The organism is Pseudomonas sp. NPDC089743 (genome assembly GCF_044748785.1).
GTDB lineage: Bacteria > Pseudomonadota > Gammaproteobacteria > Pseudomonadales > Pseudomonadaceae > Aquipseudomonas > Aquipseudomonas putida_X.
This window is the reverse complement of record NZ_JBIVGS010000004.1, coordinates 87,141-105,035: the sequence shown is the minus strand read 5'-3', so window position 1 is coordinate 105,035 and position 17,895 is coordinate 87,141. Positions and strand designations below refer to the sequence as shown.

The 17,895-nt window shown below is 63.8% G+C and carries 13 protein-coding genes; 5 read left to right on the top strand and 8 right to left on the bottom strand.

What is annotated here, in order from left to right:
* The first annotated feature begins 43 nt into the window (after positions 1–43).
* The 3 genes from ACIPZC_RS09700 (at position 44) to ACIPZC_RS09690 (ending at position 3,497) form a co-directional block, all read left to right on the top strand.
* Positions 44–745 carry a response regulator transcription factor gene (locus tag ACIPZC_RS09700; protein ID WP_241803706.1) on the top strand — a complete coding sequence of 234 codons (702 nt, stop codon included), beginning with the start codon at positions 44–46 and terminating at the stop codon, positions 743–745.
* Positions 746–751: 6 nt separating this feature from the next.
* A complete protein-coding gene (locus ACIPZC_RS09695; RefSeq protein ID WP_400626489.1) occupies positions 752–2,053 on the top strand; it encodes an ATP-binding protein in 1,302 nt (433 codons plus the stop codon).
* A 196-nt stretch (positions 2,054–2,249) separates the two neighbouring features.
* Positions 2,250–3,497, top strand: coding sequence for a delta-60 repeat domain-containing protein (locus tag ACIPZC_RS09690; protein WP_400626487.1), 1,248 nt, complete (start codon positions 2,250–2,252; stop codon positions 3,495–3,497).
* Positions 3,498–3,518: 21 nt separating this feature from the next.
* Here the strand turns inward: ACIPZC_RS09690 and ACIPZC_RS09685 are convergent, their stop codons facing one another.
* From ACIPZC_RS09685 to wecB, 5 genes are read right to left on the bottom strand one after another with little or no spacing between them, the layout of a single operon-like run.
* Entirely contained in the window at positions 3,519–4,631 is a 1,113-nt protein-coding gene (locus tag ACIPZC_RS09685) for a diguanylate cyclase (protein ID WP_241803703.1), read from the bottom strand.
* Between the two features lie 26 nt (positions 4,632–4,657).
* A complete protein-coding gene (locus ACIPZC_RS09680) occupies positions 4,658–5,497 on the bottom strand; it encodes a DUF4434 family protein (RefSeq protein ID WP_400626485.1) in 840 nt (279 codons plus the stop codon).
* Positions 5,497–8,499 carry a phage receptor gene (locus ACIPZC_RS09675; RefSeq protein WP_400626483.1) on the bottom strand — a complete coding sequence of 1,001 codons (3,003 nt, stop codon included), beginning with the start codon at positions 8,497–8,499 and terminating at the stop codon, positions 5,497–5,499. Before ACIPZC_RS09675 ends, ACIPZC_RS09680 begins: the two co-directional genes overlap by 1 nt.
* Positions 8,496–10,670 carry a cyclic di-3',5'-guanylate-activated glycosyltransferase NrfB gene (gene nrfB / locus ACIPZC_RS09670; RefSeq protein ID WP_400626481.1) on the bottom strand — a complete coding sequence of 725 codons (2,175 nt, stop codon included), beginning with the start codon at positions 10,668–10,670 and terminating at the stop codon, positions 8,496–8,498. The genes ACIPZC_RS09675 and nrfB overlap by 4 nt, the downstream gene beginning before the upstream one ends.
* Positions 10,667–11,821 carry a non-hydrolyzing UDP-N-acetylglucosamine 2-epimerase gene (wecB, locus tag ACIPZC_RS09665; protein ID WP_400626479.1) on the bottom strand — a complete coding sequence of 385 codons (1,155 nt, stop codon included), beginning with the start codon at positions 11,819–11,821 and terminating at the stop codon, positions 10,667–10,669. The genes nrfB and wecB overlap by 4 nt, the downstream gene beginning before the upstream one ends.
* Before the next feature lie 309 nt (positions 11,822–12,130).
* On the opposite strand from wecB, the gene ACIPZC_RS09660 reads away from it, so the two are divergent.
* Together ACIPZC_RS09660 and ilvA are read left to right on the top strand one after the other, a co-directional pair.
* The gene (locus ACIPZC_RS09660; RefSeq protein WP_241803697.1) at positions 12,131–12,562 is read left to right on the top strand and encodes a PACE efflux transporter; all 432 of its coding nucleotides are present in this window, start codon (positions 12,131–12,133) and stop codon (positions 12,560–12,562) included.
* A 184-nt stretch (positions 12,563–12,746) separates the two neighbouring features.
* Positions 12,747–14,309: a threonine ammonia-lyase, biosynthetic gene (gene ilvA, locus ACIPZC_RS09655; RefSeq protein ID WP_267816421.1), complete on the top strand. Its 1,563-nt coding sequence runs from the start codon at positions 12,747–12,749 to the stop codon at positions 14,307–14,309.
* A 96-nt stretch (positions 14,310–14,405) separates the two neighbouring features.
* On the opposite strand, the gene ACIPZC_RS09650 is transcribed toward ilvA, so the two are convergent.
* The 3 genes from ACIPZC_RS09650 to ACIPZC_RS09640 all read right to left on the bottom strand — a co-directional run bounded on the left by ACIPZC_RS09650 (position 14,406) and on the right by ACIPZC_RS09640 (position 17,865).
* The gene (locus ACIPZC_RS09650; RefSeq protein WP_400626477.1) at positions 14,406–15,593 is read right to left on the bottom strand and encodes a hypothetical protein; all 1,188 of its coding nucleotides are present in this window, start codon (positions 15,591–15,593) and stop codon (positions 14,406–14,408) included.
* Positions 15,594–15,656: 63 nt separating this feature from the next.
* Positions 15,657–16,124, bottom strand: coding sequence for a VOC family protein (locus tag ACIPZC_RS09645; protein ID WP_400626475.1), 468 nt, complete (start codon positions 16,122–16,124; stop codon positions 15,657–15,659).
* 121 nt (positions 16,125–16,245) lie between these two features.
* A complete protein-coding gene (locus ACIPZC_RS09640; protein WP_241803690.1) occupies positions 16,246–17,865 on the bottom strand; it encodes an NADP-dependent glyceraldehyde-3-phosphate dehydrogenase in 1,620 nt (539 codons plus the stop codon).
* Positions 17,866–17,895: the final 30 nt, after the last annotated feature.

The following is a 17,895-nucleotide window of genomic DNA, read 5'->3' as shown; positions in this document are numbered from 1 at the left end:
CCGCACATGCCTCATTGGCCTCCTTCAGCCCGTACCAAGCCCTATGCCAAACATTCTTCTGGTCGAAGACGACAGCGCCCTGTCTGAATTGATCGCCAGCTACCTGCAACGCAACGACTTCCATGTGCGGGTGATCGCCCGGGGCGACCATGTGCTGGACGCGCTGCGGCAAGATAAACCCGACCTGGTCATCCTTGACCTGATGCTCCCGGGTATCGACGGCCTGCAGGTGTGCCGCCTGCTGCGCCACGAATCGCAAAGCCTGCCGATCCTGATGCTGACGGCCCGCGACGACAGCCACGACCAGGTCTTGGGGCTGGAGATGGGCGCCGACGACTACGTGACCAAACCGTGTGAGCCGCGGGTGCTGCTGGCACGGGTGCGCACCTTGCTACGGCGCAGCAGCGTCCATGAGCCACGGCTGGACAGCGAGCAGATCCTGGTCGGTGGCTTGCGCATCGACCTGGCCGAGCGCCTGGTCAGTTGGCGCGGCGAAGAGGTGGAACTGTCCAGCGGTGAATACAACCTGCTGGTGGTGCTGGCGCGCAATGCCGGGGAGGTGCTCAGCCGCGACCGAATCCTTCAGCAACTGCGCGGCATCGAGTTCAACGGCACTGACCGTTCGGTGGACGTGGCCATTTCCAAGTTGCGGCGCAAGTTCGACGACAGTGCCGGCGAAGCGCGCAAGATCAAGACCGTGTGGGGCAAGGGTTACCTGTTCAGTCGCGTCGAATGGGAGTGCTGAAGCAGCATGCTGAAGATTCTGGTGCGCCTGTACCTGGTGATCATCGTCGCCTATGCCGGTGCTCTGTTGTTGATTCCAGACGCCATCGTCGGCCTGTTCCATGACCGGTTCATGGCCTACAACCTGGACCAGGCCAAAGGCGTGCAGTCACTGATCGTGCGCCAGTTCCGCCAGGCCCCGCGCGAGCAATGGCCGGCGGTCGAACAGGACCTGGCCGAGGCGTTCGCGCCGCTGCAGGTGAGCCTGTTGCGTACCGATCAGGCCAGCTTGAGCGCGCCGGAGCAGGCGCGTCTGGCCCAGGGCTTGTATGCGGTGCGCATCGGCGACTGGGGTTACTACCAAACGGTGCTGGCGCCGCTGGAGGAGGGCTGGCTGGTAAGCCTGCACTCGCCACCGGACCCACTGGACATCAACGTGCTGTCCTGGGGTGTGACCGTGCTGATCGGCGCCGCACTGCTCGGTTGCCTGCTGCTGTGGCTGTGGCCTCACTGGCGCGACCTCGAGCGCCTCAAGGAAACGGCCAGGCGCCTGGGCCAGGGGCAGATGGCCGAGCGCACGCATATTTCCCCGCATTCGAACATCGGTGAGCTGGCCGGTGTGTTCGACACCATGGCCAGCGATTTGGAGCGCCACGTCAATCAGCAGCGTGAGCTGCTCAACGCCGTGTCCCATGAGCTGCGCACACCGCTCACCCGCCTGGACTTCGGCCTGGTGCTGTTGTTTGACGAAGTGCCGCCCACCAGTCGCAAGCGCCTGCTGGAGTTGGTCGGGCACGTACGCGAGCTGGATGAGCTGGTACTCGAACTGCTGTCCTACAGCCGGCTGTACAACGCCGACCAGGCCCGTGAGCGGGTCGAGGTGTCGTTGCTGGAATTGGTCGACAGTGTGCTCGGCGGCTTTGCCGAAGAGCTCGATAGCCGGGGCATCCGCTGGGAAGTGCGCGCCGATGATGGTTTGCCCCGTTTTGTGCTTGACCCGCGTCTGACGGCCCGGGCCGTGCAGAACCTGGTGCGCAATGGCATGCGCTATTGCGATCAGAGCCTGCTGCTGTGCCTGCGCCTGGAAGAGGACGGTGCTTGCCTGTTGACGGTCGAGGACGACGGTATCGGCATCCCGGCCGAAGAGCGCGAACGGATCTTCCAGCCGTTCTACCGCCTGGACCGCAGCCGGGACCGAAATACCGGCGGCTTCGGCCTGGGGCTGGCGATCAGCCGGCGGGCCATCGAGGGGCAGGGTGGGACACTGACCGTGGCGCAGTCGGCGCTGGGTGGGGCGCAGTTCAGGATTCGTCTGCCAGCAGCTTGGTAAACTTACACTTTCAATAGCGAATAATTTCTTCGCGGATGTAATAGCGAAGGTAACTTTTCTGAAGTAATAAACGAACTTTTTCTCACCCCCCGTAAATGCTCGACCGAAACTTTTAGAATCATTCACGGGGTTATTTTTTTCCAATGGATGATGAGATTTATGTGCCTTCCTTAATGACGGATTGAGAGGTCCATAGATGTCTGAATTATCCTGCAAGAGCTGTATCCCGGATGCGGCTTTCGGTCAAAGCGGAAAAGTTGAGATTGTCTTCCCCGGTAACGTCGCCAGCGGCGTGCACGGTATGGCGTTGAATAACGGCCGCCTGTTCGTGGTGGCCCGGGTCAGCCACGGCTTTGCGGGCCAGGTCGCCTTTGCCGGTTTGACCGAGCAGGGCCAGGTGGACCCAAGCTTCGGCCAGCAGGGCTTTGTCATGGCGCCGTTCGGTAAAGACCATGCGGCCAAGCCGATCGAGGTCATCGCCAGTGCCGGTGGTGACTTCGTGGTGCTGGCTGAAGACCGTTCGCAGTCGGCTGGCTTCCCCATCCTGGGGCGCTACAAGCCCAATGGCGAGCCGGACCGCAGCTTCGGCGAGGCGGGGGTGGTAACGCTCAAGCTGCCAGGGCTGCTAGCCAACGATGAACCCTTTGGCCTGACCGAACTGGCGGATGGGCGGCTGCTGGTCGCCATCACCCGCTTCGACCACGAGGCGAACAGCGTGGGCCTGCTGGTGCGTTTGCTGGCCGATGGCAGCCTTGACGCCTCGTTCCATGACAACGGCGTGTTTGTCTTTGCCTTGAACGATGCGTCCAACCTGTGGTTCGAGGGGGCCTTGCAGCAACAGGATGGCCGGGTAGTGGTCTGGGGCTCGACCGATGCGGCGGGGTTGTTGCTGCGCCTGGGCCTGGATGACCTGCCCGACGCTGGCTTTGGCGAGGGCGGCTGCGTGCGTCTCACCGCGCCGCGTGGTACCCAGCGGGCGAGCATCGAGTTCTATGACGTGGTCGAGGGTGAGGGCGGCGACCTGGTGGTTGCCGGTGCCACCGACAGCCGGCCTTATCTGGCAGTGGTCGGGCGAGTCACGTCCACGGGACAGTTGGATCCGTCCTTCAACAACGGTGATGTGCTGGTAACCGCCGCCAGCAGCTTTGGCTCCCGTTGGGTCCGCAGCCTGCAGCGGGACGGCCGAGTCACGGTCTGTGCTGGCTTGACCGGTATTCCTTACAACGAGCGCGAGACCGAGTTTCTGGTAGGTCGCCTGTTGGCAGATGGGCAACTGGACCCGGGCTTTGGCAATGGTACCGGCCTGAAGCGCACCAATATCGAAGCGGGCGCAGACGTTGCACACTGTGCGTTGAGCCCGGACGATCAGCGCCTGATCCTGGGCGGCACTGCGAACGTGCCGGGTGAGAACAGCAAGGCCTACCTGGTGTGCTACTTCGTTTGACGCGATACAGGCAGGGGCTGATCAGCCCTTGCCTTGCGGGTCGAGCGCTTGCCTGTCGGCCTCCTGCTGCCAGAGTACGTAGCGGTCCTTACCGGCATGCTTGGCTTGGTAAAGGGCTTGGTCGGCATGCATCAACGCCTTGCTCAAGGTGTCCCCGGCGACGATTCGGGTCAGGCCAATGCTGATCGTCACCGGTTGTGCGTCCACGTCCTTGCGCACCCGTTGGCACAACATCGCGACGCGCCGCTCGGCGTCTTGCTGGTCGAGCCCGGCGAATAAAATGACGAACTCTTCACCGCCCAGCCGGGCAAATTCATATCCCTGCATCGTGGTCTTGATGTGCGCGGCCACGCGCTTGAGCACCTCATCGCCGACGTCATGACCAAAGCGGTCGTTGACCTTCTTGAAATTGTCGATATCGATCATCGCCAGGTATTGCCCCGGCGGCGCCTGGTGCAATTGGCGCTCGGCCTTGACCATGAACGAGCGGCGGTTGGGGATTTCGGTGAGCACATCTACATAAGCCTGTTCGAGCAGCAACCTGGACATGTAGAAGTTGTGCAGCTTGGCCTGGCGGATGCGCAGGTAGCTGTAGATCACCAGGCCGCTTAAGAACACGGCATAGCTGAGCAGCATGGCGGCTTCAAGTTCGTCGAGGTCGATGTTGGTACCGTAGAACGGGTTGAGCATGGCCCAGGTGATGACCATGGCGCAGAAGAAAGACCAGCGCCGGACTGGCAGAACCGAGACGCTGTACAGCACGGTGGATGTGCCCAGCACCAGCCAGACCGGGCGCAGGGCGATAGGCAGGCCTTCGATGACCAGGCGCATGCCCAGGGTGATGACGGTGATGAACAGCAGGTTGAGTACGTCGAAATGGTGGCTCCGGCGGGTGAAGCCCAAGACTACCGTGAGGCTGCACAGCAATGCCATGAACAGGCCGGAACGCCAGGTGAAGCCCTGGTTGCCCAGGTAGCTGACAATCAGGTCGAAGACTAGCCAGACGGCGATGCTGACGCAGAAAATCAGCTGGCAGAAGCGCCGCGAGTTGTCGAATTCATGCTGGCGGAACTCGGCGCGCAGTGCAGCGGGCGCGACCTGCTGGCGAACGTGGTCCTCGATGGTCTTGAACATGCCTGAGTTCCTGCTCAAACGGCCACTCACTCTAATGACAGAACACCGCGAGCCCAAGGCCGATAACGCAGCGCAAATACCGCTTCGGCATGGCATCCGCCGGTCAGCACAGGCTCAGCCGCCTGCGCCCGAAAAGCCTGCCCCGGGCCACTCACCTGGCGAAACGCCTCACGCACCACACCCACGCGGCACGGCAAGGCCTGCTCGTACCCCTGGCGCACCAGGGGCGGCAGCCGCCCGGTGCCGGCGCCGTCCTGCCACCACACAGTCAAGCCCAGCTGCGCCAGTTGATCCAGCCATGCGGCGTTGACCCGCGGCGCCAGCCTGCCGGCACTGAAGGCACTGAGGTGCAGCGGTTTGTCCAGCTGCCGGTTGAATGCCTGCAGCTGGCTGTACAGCGCCTCACGGCGCTGGGCGTCATGAAAGTGCAGGTCGTCCAGTTCCATCGGCAGGTACCACCCCACCACATCGAGGTTCCAGTCCTGGCGTAGCTGCTGATAGTGACTCAAGGAGCGTCCCAACTGAGCCTTCCAGTAGCTGCTCAGCCCCTCGCTGTCGGACTGCTCGATGCGCTTGTAATAATCCGGGTCCATGTAAAGCCCGAGCACCAGCTCCAGGCCTTGGGCGCGGGCTTGGCGCAGGCTGTTGGCCAGCCAGCCCTGGGCGCCGCCAAAATCACTGTCGCCATAGGCGCTCCATTGCACGATCAGGGTCTTGCCACCCTGCGCCGCCGTGGCCTGCCACAGTCGCTGCCACTGGGCCGGGCTGATCTCGGCATCGCGGTTCAGCGGCTGATAGAACAGGCGTTGGTCTGCCAGCGCCGGCAGGCACAGGGCGAGCATGCAGATTGCCAGGAAGGTACGCATCAGAAGGTCATCTCCGCGCCAACCAGCACACCGTCAGCCCGCTGGTAGAGGTTGCCTCCCAGCGACTGCTGATATTCGGCACGCACTTTCAGCGTGCCGCGGTAAGCGTTGTAGCGATCGTCGTCGAACCACCACTGCCAGCGCAGGCCGACACCGGCGCGGGCATCCTGGCGCCAGTCGTTGCTCGGGTCCTGGCTGGAAAATTCGACGAATCCGTATGGCATCAAGGTTTGCGGCGAGCTGCCAGGCAGCTTCCAGGCATGGCCCTGTTGGTAGCGCGATAGCCAGGCATGGTCGCCGGCACGGGTCCACCAGGCAGCGTCCAGGTAGAGGAAACGTTCGTTCCAGTCGTCTTCGTCGACCCGCCAGTCGTTGCGCCAGGTGCCCTGGTCGAGGAACGACGCCGTCGCGCGCAATAGCAGGTCATTGCTCGACTCGGCATGGTTGCGCAAGTCGCTCCAGTTGCCGCCGACCTTGCTCGGGCTTAGCAGCTCGCCCAGGCTCAGGCCGCTGTAGTGCTCGGTGTCGATCTGCCGCTGGTGGTACAGCTCGGCATACAGGTTGAGGTTGGCCTGGCCGAGCGGTTTGTAGCGCAGGCCAACCCCGGTGCCCATGCTTTGCGCGTAATCGGTGCGGCTTTGGCCACCGAACAGCACCCGGCCGTACACCGACAAGGTGCTGCCGTCGCGGCTGGGTTCTTCGCCCAGGGCGTGGTCCCACATGGCCATTTGCACATTCTGCGATTGCGCCCGGCGGGAAGTGCCGCTGCGCTCGCCGTTTTCGAGGAATTTGTCGTTGGTCGAGGTGCCGGCGGGCGACCAGGTGCTGGCCAGGGAGACACTGTCACGGCGCGACAAGGTTTCGTGGGCGCGACGCTGGCGGTATTTGCGCGCTTCGAGGCTGCCGAACTCATCGTCGGCGTCGACCAGATGCTGCTCAACATCGAGGATCCGGCGCAATTCGCGGCGGGCCGAGGCGCTGTCTTGGGCTTCGTCATAACGCAGGGCGAGGGTTTCGCCAATGCGGTAATCCTCAGGGTAGTCGCGGGTAGCCTGCTCCAGGTACGGGATCGACTGGCGCCGCAGGGTTTTGTCGGGCGAACTGGCCAGGCGCATGCCGTAGTCCGCGCGGTAGCGTGGCTGGTCGGGGGCCAGGCGCACCGCTTCGGCAAGCCAGGCGGTGCTTTGGGCGGGGTCGCCTGCCAGCTGCGCGGTGCTGGCAGCCGCGTAGAAGTGCTCCGCGCGTGGGTTCTGCGCCAGCGCTTGGCGCTGGAAACCCAACGCCGTCTGTGGGTCGCCCTGGCGTTGGGCGATCGCGGCGCCGAGCGCCCAGCTGTCGGCGCTGTCGTGTGCAGCACCATCCCAGTAACGGCGGGCAGCCTGGATGTCGCCGGCGTTCAAGGCCCCGGCGGCGGCGGTCAGGCGGGCGTTGTCAGTCCAGGCGCTGTCCGGCAGGCTGCGCCAGATGGGCAGGGCGGCTTCGGAGTCGCCAGCAGCTTCCAGGGCGTAGGCCAGCGGTAGGCGACTACCCCTGTCGCCCAAGCGTTCGGCAGCCTGGTAATAGACCACTGCTTCACCGGGTTGCTCAGGCATCGCGCAGCGACCCAAGGCGCGGTACTGCCCAGCTTCGGTGGGGGGGGCCGCAATGGCCTGGCGCACGGTGTCGCACTGGCCGGCCTCGGCCAGGCGGCCGAGCAACTGGGCGCGGGTGCTGGCATCCACCCTGGGCACCAGGCTGAGCATGCGCCGGTTGCCCAGCGGGCCGTCGTTGCGTGCATACAGATTGCCCAGGCGCTGCAGCAGCGAAGGCGTCAGACGGCCTTGCCGGCGGTCGTAGGCCTGCTCCAGCAGGCCTCGGGCACGGTCGCCATGGCCTTGCTGCAACAGCAGGAACGTGGCCTGTTCGAGTGCCGCCAGGTCACCGCTTTGACGGTAACGCTGTTCCCATTCGGCTGCAGTACGTGGTTGCGGCGCTGGCGCAGGGTCGCCATAGAGGCGCTGCTTGAGCACCGCATAGGCGCGGGGATCCGCGCTGATCTGGCAGCCCTTGAACTGCGCGCGGGCGACATCCGGGTCGTGGCGTGACAGCCAATCGACGGTGTCCAGGCACGGGCGCTGCAGTTCGTTGCTCAAGCGCCGGACCAAGGGCGCATCGTCGCCTTCACGGGCCAACTCCCAAAGCTGCTGGCGCAGTGCCGGGTCCTGCAATTGCTCGGCGGGCAGGCTTTGCAACCAGCGCTGGGCCTGTTCGTTATGGCCCACGGCGATGGCCCGGTTGGCCATCGCCAGCCGGGTGCGGTCGGCGATCTCGGGCGAGGGAGCGCTTTGCAGGAGCTTGCCCTGGCCCTTTTCATCGAGTTGTTGAACGTACGCATTGGCCAGCCGCTGCCAGTCCTCTGCCGGCAACTGGCCGTGGTCGGCCAAGGGTTGCAGCTGTTCGATGGTCTGCTTCCAGTTGCGCAGTTGCTCGGCGAAGTTGGCCCGGGCAAGGCGCAGCACCTGGCCGTCGTCGCGCGGCGGCAGCTGGTTGAGCCAGTCCAGGGCCCGGCCGGCGCCTCCGAACTTGGCCAGGCTCAGGCTGTAGGCCTGCCACAGGCGGACCCGCTGCATGCTGTCGGCCGTGGCTAGCCAGCTTTCCACCTGGCTGGCGGGCGGTGGGTCCTGTTCGATCCAGGTCAGGCGCAGTTCCAGCAGGGCATTGGCGTATTCGGGGCTGCCACCGAGTTGCTCGGCCAGGGCTTGGGCGTCCTTGTAGCGGCGCTGGTGAGCCAGTGCCTCGACCAGCAACGCGCGGGCCTCGTCATTGTTCGGCACCCGGCCCAGTACATGGCGGGTCAGGCGCTCGACTTCGGCCCAGTTGTCCTTCTTCGCTTCGCGGTAACTGCGCTCCATGAACGGGTAGCTGGTAAAGCGCTGAAAATCGGTCATCGGCGCCGCCAAGGCAGGCAGGGCGCAGGAGCACAGCAGCAGGCTGGTGAACGTGAGGGTCAAACGCGGCTTCATGCCACCTCCCTGATCAGGTCGAAGGCAGCTTGCTGCTCGCTGGCCTGTTCGGCGAGCGCCTGCTCCAGCACGGTCTCGGTGATGATGCCGCGTGCGATCAAGTGCTCGCCGAGGCTTTGCTGCTCGGGGTCGAAATCGATCAGCGCCTGGTTGAACAGCGTCACCGGCACCATGCCGCGCACCTGCAGCAAGGCACCGAGCATGACCTGGTGAGTGCTGACCTGCTCGATCAGTTCGGCGTTGTCCTGGTGCTTTTCCAGCACTTCCAGCATCTGCTGGGTCTCAGCATGCTGCCAGGGGCTGGGGTAGTGATAGCGCAGGCCCAGCGTTACCCGTCCCTGTGGCGCCAGCCGGTAGTTGACCGGGCGCTTGAGCTGGCGGCTGATGACTCCCAGCGAGACCTGGCTGACCGGGCTTTCGCTGGCCAGCACCAGGGTGTCGCCCTCTTCGGCTACCGGCAGTACGCCATAGTGCGTCGCCAGGCGGCGTGGCAGTAGCGCGATCAGTTGCCGATCGAGCTTGAACGGGTTCAGGGGGGCCCAGGGCAGGTCGAGTTGTTCGGAGAGGGTCTGCACCAGCTGTTCACTGGTCAACCAGCCACGCAGCAGCAGTTCGCGGCCCAGACGCCGCCGTACCGGGCTGGTGATGGCCTGTTCGAGCTGTGCTTCGCTGATATAGCCCTTGGCGACCAGGCGATGCCCCAGCGGAGTACGGGCCGGTGAGGCGATGGCAGGGAATTCGTGGGTGGTCTTGTCCCAGGCCACCCGGCGCGAATCGCCCATCTCCATCACTTGCCGCAGGGCGCGCAGGTTGGCGAAGAAGTTGACGAAGTTGCTCCACATCATCCGTGGGGCCGACAGCAGCCCCTCACCGATGCCGTAATAGCGGGTGACGAACCAGCCACGCTGGAACAGGCGGTTGATCAGCAGCAGGCCGTTGAGCCAGAGCAGCGTGGTCAGCAGTTGGCTGTCGCTGAGGATCGACATGAAGCGCCAGGATTGCGGAGCAATCACCGTCACCAGCCACATCGCCAGCAGCACCAGCAGCAACAGGTTGACCAAGAAGCTCAGCAGGTAGGCGAACAAGCCTCGGCGGTCGCGCCAGAGGAAGTAGTTGAGCGCGCCTGTTCGGCTCCAGCCCAGGTTGCTGGTGCCCTGAAACACGATGCCGACGATCCAGCGGGATTTTTGCCGGATGGCATGCTGCCAATCGCGCGGGAAGTGCTCGCGCACGCAGATCACCTGGGCGAACTCGCGGCTCATGCCGGGGCGCCATTGCTGCTTGAGGGCCAGTGCTGGGTCGGTGACCGAGTAGCGGGCAAAGATGCACTTCATGCCTTTTTGCTTCAGGCGAAAGCCGATGTCGTAATCCTCGGTCAGGCTCTGCACGTCGAAGGCGATGCCGTCACCGTCCTCGAGCAGGGCGCTGATGGCACGGCGGCTGAAGCAGGTACCCACCCCGGCACTGGGCACCTGACCGGTAAGTGCCTCGCGGACGATCACGTCCTTGCCGTGGTTTTCGGCGAACTCGTCCACGTAATGCCCGGCGGTGAAGCCGCGCCATTGCGGCGCGTACGGGTACACCGGGATCTGGATCATGTCCTTGGCGGGCAGCAGGTAGTTGAACAGCCGCAGCTCCATGGGCGAGATCACGTCCTCGGCGTCATGCAGGATGAAGCCTGCGAACTCGATACGCGCGTCGTTCTGGAAACGCAGGATGGCATCGATGATGTTGTTCAGGCAGTCAGCCTTGCTGGTGGGGCCGGGGCGGGCGCAGACCACCTTGTGGACGTTGGGGTAGTGCAGGCACACGGCATCGACGTCGGCCTGGGTTTGTGGGTCGTTGGGGTAGGTGCCGACAAAGATCTGGTAGTTCTCGTAGTCGATGGTCGAGGCCGCCAGGCGCGCCATTTCACCCACCACGCCCACTTCGTTCCAGGCCGGGACCATGATCGCCAGGGGCTTTTCCGGCACCTCGAACAGGCGCTTCTCGTCGGCCCTGGCGTACTTGTCATAGATACGCAAATGGCGAAACAGCTTGCGGCACCAGTAGCACAGGTCGATGAACAGGTCGTCCAGCCCGAGCAGGAACATCAGTGCGGCGAGGATGATCGCCAGGATCTTGAGGCCAAACAGTACGTAGGTGAGAAAATCGATGAAAGCCAGGCTCATGCGTCATCCCGTTTGCTCAGGCTTTCCTCGAACCAGCGGCTCAGGCGCTCGGCGATGATTTCGCTGGCGTGGCCGTCACCGAATGGGGTGAATACGCGCGCCATGCGCGCGTAGGCCTGGTCATCGTCCAGCAATAGGCTGGTTTCCTTGACGATGCGCTCGGTCTGCGTGCCGACCAGCTTCACCGTTCCGCCTTCGAGCACTGATGGCCGTTCGGTGACCTTGCGCAGCACCAGCACTGGCTTGCCCAGGGCCGGGGCTTCTTCCTGGATGCCACCGGAGTCGGTGAGGATGATGTGGGCGCGGTTCATCAGCCATACGAAGTGCTGATAGTCCTGTGGCGCTATCAAGTGGATGTTGTCACGCCCCGAGAGCAGGCCGTAGACCGCTTTCTGCACTTGCGGGTTGAGGTGTACGGGGTAAACGAACTGCACATCGGGGTATCGCAGGGCCAGTTCGGCCAGTGCCAGGCAGATACGTTCGAAACCGGCGCCGAAGTTTTCCCGGCGATGGCCAGTGATCAGCACCATGCGCTGATCGGCCTGCAGGTGGTGCAAGGGCGAGTCGGCGGCGGGGTGCCATGCGGTTTCCTTCAGGTATTCACGCATCCACAGCAAGGCGTCGATGACGGTGTTGCCGGTGACTTCGATATGTTCCAGCGGTACGCCTTCGCGCAGCAGGTTGTCGCGGGCCTTGGTGGTGGGCGCGAAGTGCAGGTCGGCAATCACCCCGGTCAGGCGCCGGTTGGCTTCCTCGGGCCAGGGTTGCTGCAGGTTGCCGGTACGCAGCCCGGCCTCGACGTGGCCGATGGGGATATGCCGGTGGAAAGCGGCAAGGCCGGCGATGAAGCTGGTGGTGGTATCGCCGTGGACCAGCACGATCGCTGGCTTGACCTGTTCATAGGCCGTGTCGATCGAGCCCAGCAGGTCGCGGGCAAGGCCATTGAGGGTCTGGTTCTGGGTCATCACCTTCAGGTCCTGATCGACGCTCAGGCCAAAGGCGGTCAGCACTTGTTCAAGCATCTCCCGGTGTTGGCCGGTCGAGCAGATGTGCAGATCGATGTCGGGCCACTCACGCAAAGCCCTGGCCAGTGGGGCCATCTTGATCGCTTCTGGGCGAGTACCGAATACCATCATGACGGTGTTGGCCATCGTGTTGTTCCTCGTACGATTCCCTGGACGAAGGTGTACGACCTTGCGCCGCCTGCAATGGGTAGATACAAGCAGGCAGGTGCCGGGTTGTCCAATGCACGCGCGTTCGCAGCCAACGGCCTGCGTTGAGCGCATCAAGGCGAGGTCGATTCAGGCCGCCAGGCGGCCGGGTTCCAGGGGGGATGGGGTGGTGCGGAAACGGTCATGCTAGTTTTTCTTGACTGGATGGTCAGTCAAAAAAGTATTTCTGACTTTTTCTTGCTGGCGGCTTCTTGTAACTTGGGAGGCCTTTTCTAGAGGGATCTGAACATGCAAGGCAAGGCACGCAAGATCGTCCAGGCCATTCTCTACGAGGCCATTGCCGTGGCCTGCGTGGCGCCGGCGCTGGAGCTGGCATTCGGGGCCGGCATGGCGCAATCGACCGTGCTGTCGATCCTGATGTCGGGCATCGCCATGAGCTGGAACATGGGCTTTAACTGGGTGTTCGAGCGCTGGGAAGCACGCCAGCCCAAACGCGAGCGCACGTTCTTGCGCAGGGTGCTGCACGCACTGGGCTTCGAAGGCGGGCTGGTGGTGATCCTGCTGCCGCTGGTGGCGTACTGGCTGGATGTCAGCCTATGGGCAGCGTTGCTCACCAACATGGCGTTGTTCGTGTTCTTCTTCGTTTATGCTTTCGTGTTCCAGTGGGGGTTCGACAAGGTCTTCGATGTGCCGCTCTCGGCACAGCAAGCCAAGTGTTGACACGCCGACGTACAGCGGGATAAGTTCCCACCCCATGAACACTTTCCCGCACGTGAACGCCATTATTATTACCGCCATTATCAGTTTGGCGGGCTAGCGCGTACGTGCACCGAACCCGCCCTGGAGGCGGGTTTCCACTCTTCGACTCCTGGGCAACGTGAAAACAGCCAAGGAGTTGCACCCGATGACCAGCCTCAACGTCAGCCCCCGTACCCCGCTTAGCCCTCAGCAGCTGCTGTCGGAGCAGGTGCGGCGCATTTTGTCCGCGCCGGTGTACGACCTGGCCATCGAGACCCCTCTGCAAGCGGCGCCGGCGTTGTCTGCACGCCTGGGCAACCAGGTGTTGCTCAAGCGCGAAGACCTGCAGCCCACGTTCTCGTTCAAGATCCGTGGTGCCTACACCCGGCTGGCACGTCTGACCACCGCCCAGCGCGAGCGCGGTGTGATCACCGCATCGGCAGGCAACCACGCCCAGGGTGTAGCGCTGGCGGCCTCGCATCTGGGCATCAAGGCGACCATCGTGATGCCGACCACCACGCCATCGCTGAAGGTCGAGGGTGTGCGTTCACGGGGTGGGCATGTGGTGCTGCACGGTGAAAGCTTCCCCCATGCGCTGGCCCATGCACTGACCCTGGCTGACAGCGAAGGCGCCACCTTCGTCCCCCCATACGATGACCCGGACGTGATCGCCGGGCAGGGCACGGTGGGCATGGAAATCCTTCGCCAGCAGCCCGGCGCGCTGGACGCCATCTTCGTACCGGTCGGTGGCGGGGGCCTGGTGGCAGGCATCGCCGCGTACGTGAAGTACTTGCGCCCTGAGGTCAAGGTGATCGGCGTGGAGCCTGAGGACTCCAATTGCCTGCAGGCCGCCATGGCTGCCGGGGAGCGGGTGATCCTGCCGCAGGTTGGCACCTTCGCTGATGGTGTGGCGGTCGCCCAGGTCGGCGCGCACTGCTTCGAACTGTGCCGGCATTTTGTCGATGAGGTGGTGACCGTCAGCAGTGATGAGCTGTGTGCGGCAATCAAGGACATCTACGACGACACCCGTTCCATCACCGAGCCGTCTGGCGCTCTGGCTGTTGCAGGCATCAAGAAGTACGTGGCCCGCGAAGGCGCGCAGGGGCAGACGCTGGTGGCGATCGATTCCGGTGCCAACGTCAACTTCGACCGCTTGCGCCACGTGGCCGAACGCGCCGAGCTGGGTGAGCAGCGCGAGGCGATCATCGCCGTGACCATCCCCGAGCAGCCCGGCAGTTTCCGCGCCTTTTGCCAGGCACTGGGCAAGCGCCAGATCACCGAGTTCAACTATCGCTACTACCCCGGCAAGCAAGCGCGGCTTTTTGTCGGTGTGCAGACGCACCCGCTGCACGACCCGCGGGAGAACCTGCTGGCACAGCTGGCCGAGCAGGGTTACAGCGTGCTCGACCTGACCGACAACGAGTTGGCCAAGCTGCATGTGCGCCATACCGTGGGTGGCCATGCGGCGCCGGGGGCCGATGAGCGGGTGCTGCGCTTCGAGTTCCCGGAACGGCCGGGCGCGTTGTTGGGCTTCCTGGAGCGGCTGGGCAAGCGCTGGAACATCAGCCTGTTCCATTACCGCAACCATGGCGCGGCCGAGGCGCGGGTGTTTGCCGCCCTGGAGGTGCCAAAGGATGAGCAGGCAGGGCTGCCGCTGGCGCTGGATGAGATGGGCTATCGGTATTGGGATGAAACCGACAACCCGGCTTACAAGCTGTTTCTTGGATGATCGGGCGCTGTTGAGATCGACGGCCGCGCACGGGGCGCGCGATCTCGACAGCCCCGCAATACTCAACCCATAGGCCGGCACGCGACAACGGCCGGCTCAGCGCTCGCGCATGAAGAACCCGGCCACGAACTTGCGGAATGTCTCCAGGCTCTTGAAGTCGGCGTAGCGCTTGAAGTTCTCGGCGTCCGGTTCCGGCCCCACCGGCTGCTCCAGCAGCGACACCGACAGCACGCGGTCCTGGTCGGAGGTCAGCACCAGTTCATCCATCACCTGGCCACCGATCACCGGCCTGCGCATCTGCACCTTCACCCCCTTGCTGGCCATCCAGTCAATCAACGACACCAGGGCCTTGAGCGGCTCACGTTCCTCGTCGCGGTAAACCGGGAACAGGTGAGCGCGCGACAGCACCGGCACGCTGGCCACGTGGATCAGTTCATAGAAGTGACTGCCTGCGGTGGTGGGCGAGTACAGGGTCAGCGCCAGCAGCGGCCCGGATGCCCGACTGCCGCCCCAGTACAGATGGTGCCCCTGGAAGTCGAAACCGTCCTCGCTGCGGTTGTTGAACAGCTTGCGGCCCTTGATCTGGTCGACGCAGTCCAGCAGCAAACCGTGGCGGCGGTGGCTGCCGAACACCGTGGCTTCGCGCAGGCGGGCCTTGAGCATCATCATGTGCTTCATGTCCAGCCGGGTTTCCAGGTAGTTGCTGGCGGGCACGCGTTCGAGCAGCGGGTAACGGCTGGCGACGCTGCGCAGTTCGGCGAACTGGCTGGTCAGGTCTTTCTTCAGGTGCGTGGCGTAGAGGTTCAAGCCGCTGGTTTCGATCCAGGTCAGCAGCAGCGAGAGCAGGCGCTGTTGATCGCGGCGTTCATTGCCATCGCCGGCGCCGCCCGTGCTGTCGCTGGCCTTGCGGAAGTCGCCGAGCAGGCGCAGTGGTGTGTCGGGCGCCAGCCAGGCGGCGGGCGGGGCAGGGTCTTGCTCATGGTCGGCGCCCTCACGCTCGTCTTTGCTGAACGGGCAGCCGGGTGCATGCTCGGCGGTACCGGGGTTGTTCTTGAGAAACAGCGTGCCGGTGCTGCCATTGAGGGTGACATTGAGCACCGGCAGGGCGTCCTTGCGGCAATCGCATGCCAGCCACTGGTTGGCGCTGCGCACCTTCATCAGCAACTGGTTGGCCTGTAACAGGCCGGGGCCTGTGAGGGTGCCGGTGGCGAATGCCTGCAGCAGTGCCTCTTCGGCCGGGGTCAGGCTACGTACCTGCGCGGCGGTTTTGTCGATGATTCGCATGAAGCAGCTCCAAGCTACGAGCCACAAGCTTCAGGCAAAGTTGCGCCGCTTTCAACCAATCGCTCAGTTGCCGGCGAACAATGTTGCGGCGCGGGCGCGAATTTCGTCGGGGCTGAGGTCTTCTTTATGGGTGGAGACGAACCACATGTTACCGAACGGGTCTTTCAACGTGCCGCTGCGGTCGCCGTAGAACTGGTCCTTTACCTCATGCAGGGGGCTTGCTCCTGCTGCGATGGCCTGGGCGTAGACCTTGTCGCAGTCCTCCACGTACAGGTGCAGGCCAACGGCGACACCGTTGAGTGACTGGCTGGGCGCCAGCCCTCCGGCCATGTCGCATGGGTCGGCGAGCATCAGCGAAGAATCGCCGATCTTCAGCTCGGCGTGGCCTATACGGCCGTCCGGGCCCTCTAGACGGAACATTTCGACCGCGCCGAAGGCTTGCTTGTAGAAGTCGATGGCCTTGGCGGCATCCTTGATGCCCAGGTACGGGGTGATGCTGTGTTGGCCTTGTGGAATCGGGCTGGCTGCCATGTTCGACACTCCTCTGAAATGAATGCGAAAGGGGCAGGTAGCGCCCCCTTTGCATAGAGTCGGTCAGGCCGCTTGAAGATCGACACGGTCGCTAGATCGTTTGTCTATAAGCATGGCCGGGTCAGAAGATGTAATCGGTGGTGAGGAAGGTCGATTGCCGGTTGCGGATGATTTCGCTGATCAGTTCCTTGTTGGCTTCCTGGAAGCGGGTCGCGACCAAGGTACGGATGGAGAACACGCGCAAGGCGTCATGCACCGACAAGGTACCCTCGGCGCTGTTCTTGCGACCATTGAAGGGGTAGGTGTCCGGGCCGCGCTGGCACTGGGCATTGAGGTTGATACGGCCGACCTGGTTGGCAAAGATATCGACCAGGCTGCCGATGGTCTTCGGGTCGTTGCCGAACAGGCTCAACTGCTGGCCGAAGTCGGAATCGAGCACGTAGTCGATCACCGTCTGCAGGTCGCGATAGGGCACCACCGGTACCACGGGCCCGAATTGCTCTTCGTGGTACACCCGCATGTCGCAGGTTACCGGGTAGAGCAGGGCAGGGTAGAAGAACGACCCGCGGCTGTGCCCACCCCCCTCGTTGACCACCCGCGCGCCTTTGGCCGTGGCATCTGCCACCAGGGCGTCGAGGTAATCGACCTTGCCCGGCTCCGGCAGCGGCGTCAGGGCCACCCCTGGCTCCCAGGGCATGCCTGGCTTGAGCGCAGCGAGCTTGCGCTGGAATTTGTCCAGAAACGGTTCGACCACGTCCTCATGGACGAACAGGATTTTCAGTGCGGTGCAACGCTGGCCATTGAACGACAACGCGCCGGTGACCGCTTCTTCGACTGCATTGTCCAGGTCTACCTGGGGCAGCACGATGCCGGGGTTCTTGGCATCGAGCCCTAGGGCGGCGCGCAGGCGGTGCGGGCGCGGGTGGAGCTTTTTCAGGTCGCTGGCGGCCTTGTGCGTGCCGATGAAGGCGAACACGTCGACCTTGCCGCTGGCCATCAAGGCACTGACCGTTTCGCGCCCGCGGCCATAAATGACGTTGATCACCCCCGGCGGAAAGCTGTCACGGAACGCTTCGAGCAGCGGGCGAATCAGCAGCACGCCGAATTTGGCCGGTTTGAACACCACCGTGTTGCCCATGATCAGCGCGGGAATCAACGTGGTGAAGGTTTCATTGAGCGGGTAGTTGTAAGGCCCCATGCACAAGGCCACGCCCAGTGGCGCGCGGCGGATCTGGCCGAGCGTGCCCTGTTCGAGTTCGAAGCGGCTGGACCGGCGGTCGAGGTCTTTCAGGGCGTTGATGGTGTCGACGATATAGTCGCAGGTGCGATCGAACTCCTTCTCGGAGTCCTTGAGGTTTTTGCCGATCTCCCACATCAGCAGCTTGACCACGGCCTGGCGCTGTTCGCGCATGCGCGCCAGGAAGGTTTCCACATGCTGGATGCGTTCGGCCACACGCATGTTCGGCCACGCGCCGCGGCCTTTGTCATAGGCCTGTACCGCGGCGTCCAGTGCCGTCAGTGCCGTATCGGCATCGAGCAGCGGGGCGCTGCCGAGGATCACCTGGCGCTCGCCGCCGCCTTCCTTCAGCCAAACCGGGCTGCGCACGGTGGCCAGCGGGCCGTCCCAGCGCCTCAGTTCGCCATTGACCAGGTAATCGCGTTGCTCCAGGGGGGCATCCAGCTGCCAGGGGGTAGGGACATCCCCGGCAGCAGGAAACAGCGAATCGAGCAGATGGTCCATGTGTGCTGCACCTCACAAGTCTGGGTAGGT

Bases quoted from the DNA above. Each gene is read 5' to 3' on its own strand.
- ACIPZC_RS09700 (WP_241803706.1), top strand. From the start codon at position 44: ATGCCAAACATTCTTCTGGTCGAAGACGACAGCGCCCTGTCTGAATTG.
- ACIPZC_RS09695 (WP_400626489.1), top strand. From the start codon at position 752: ATGCTGAAGATTCTGGTGCGCCTGTACCTGGTGATCATCGTCGCCTAT.
- ACIPZC_RS09690 (WP_400626487.1), top strand. From the start codon at position 2,250: ATGTCTGAATTATCCTGCAAGAGCTGTATCCCGGATGCGGCTTTCGGT.
- ACIPZC_RS09685 (WP_241803703.1), bottom strand. From the start codon at position 4,631: ATGTTCAAGACCATCGAGGACCACGTTCGCCAGCAGGTCGCGCCCGCT.
- ACIPZC_RS09680 (WP_400626485.1), bottom strand. From the start codon at position 5,497: ATGCGTACCTTCCTGGCAATCTGCATGCTCGCCCTGTGCCTGCCGGCG.
- ACIPZC_RS09675 (WP_400626483.1), bottom strand. From the start codon at position 8,499: ATGAAGCCGCGTTTGACCCTCACGTTCACCAGCCTGCTGCTGTGCTCC.
- nrfB (WP_400626481.1), bottom strand. From the start codon at position 10,670: ATGAGCCTGGCTTTCATCGATTTTCTCACCTACGTACTGTTTGGCCTC.
- wecB (WP_400626479.1), bottom strand. From the start codon at position 11,821: ATGGCCAACACCGTCATGATGGTATTCGGTACTCGCCCAGAAGCGATC.
- ACIPZC_RS09660 (WP_241803697.1), top strand. From the start codon at position 12,131: ATGCAAGGCAAGGCACGCAAGATCGTCCAGGCCATTCTCTACGAGGCC.
- ilvA (WP_267816421.1), top strand. From the start codon at position 12,747: ATGACCAGCCTCAACGTCAGCCCCCGTACCCCGCTTAGCCCTCAGCAG.
- ACIPZC_RS09650 (WP_400626477.1), bottom strand. From the start codon at position 15,593: ATGCGAATCATCGACAAAACCGCCGCGCAGGTACGTAGCCTGACCCCG.
- ACIPZC_RS09645 (WP_400626475.1), bottom strand. From the start codon at position 16,124: ATGGCAGCCAGCCCGATTCCACAAGGCCAACACAGCATCACCCCGTAC.
- ACIPZC_RS09640 (WP_241803690.1), bottom strand. From the start codon at position 17,865: ATGGACCATCTGCTCGATTCGCTGTTTCCTGCTGCCGGGGATGTCCCT.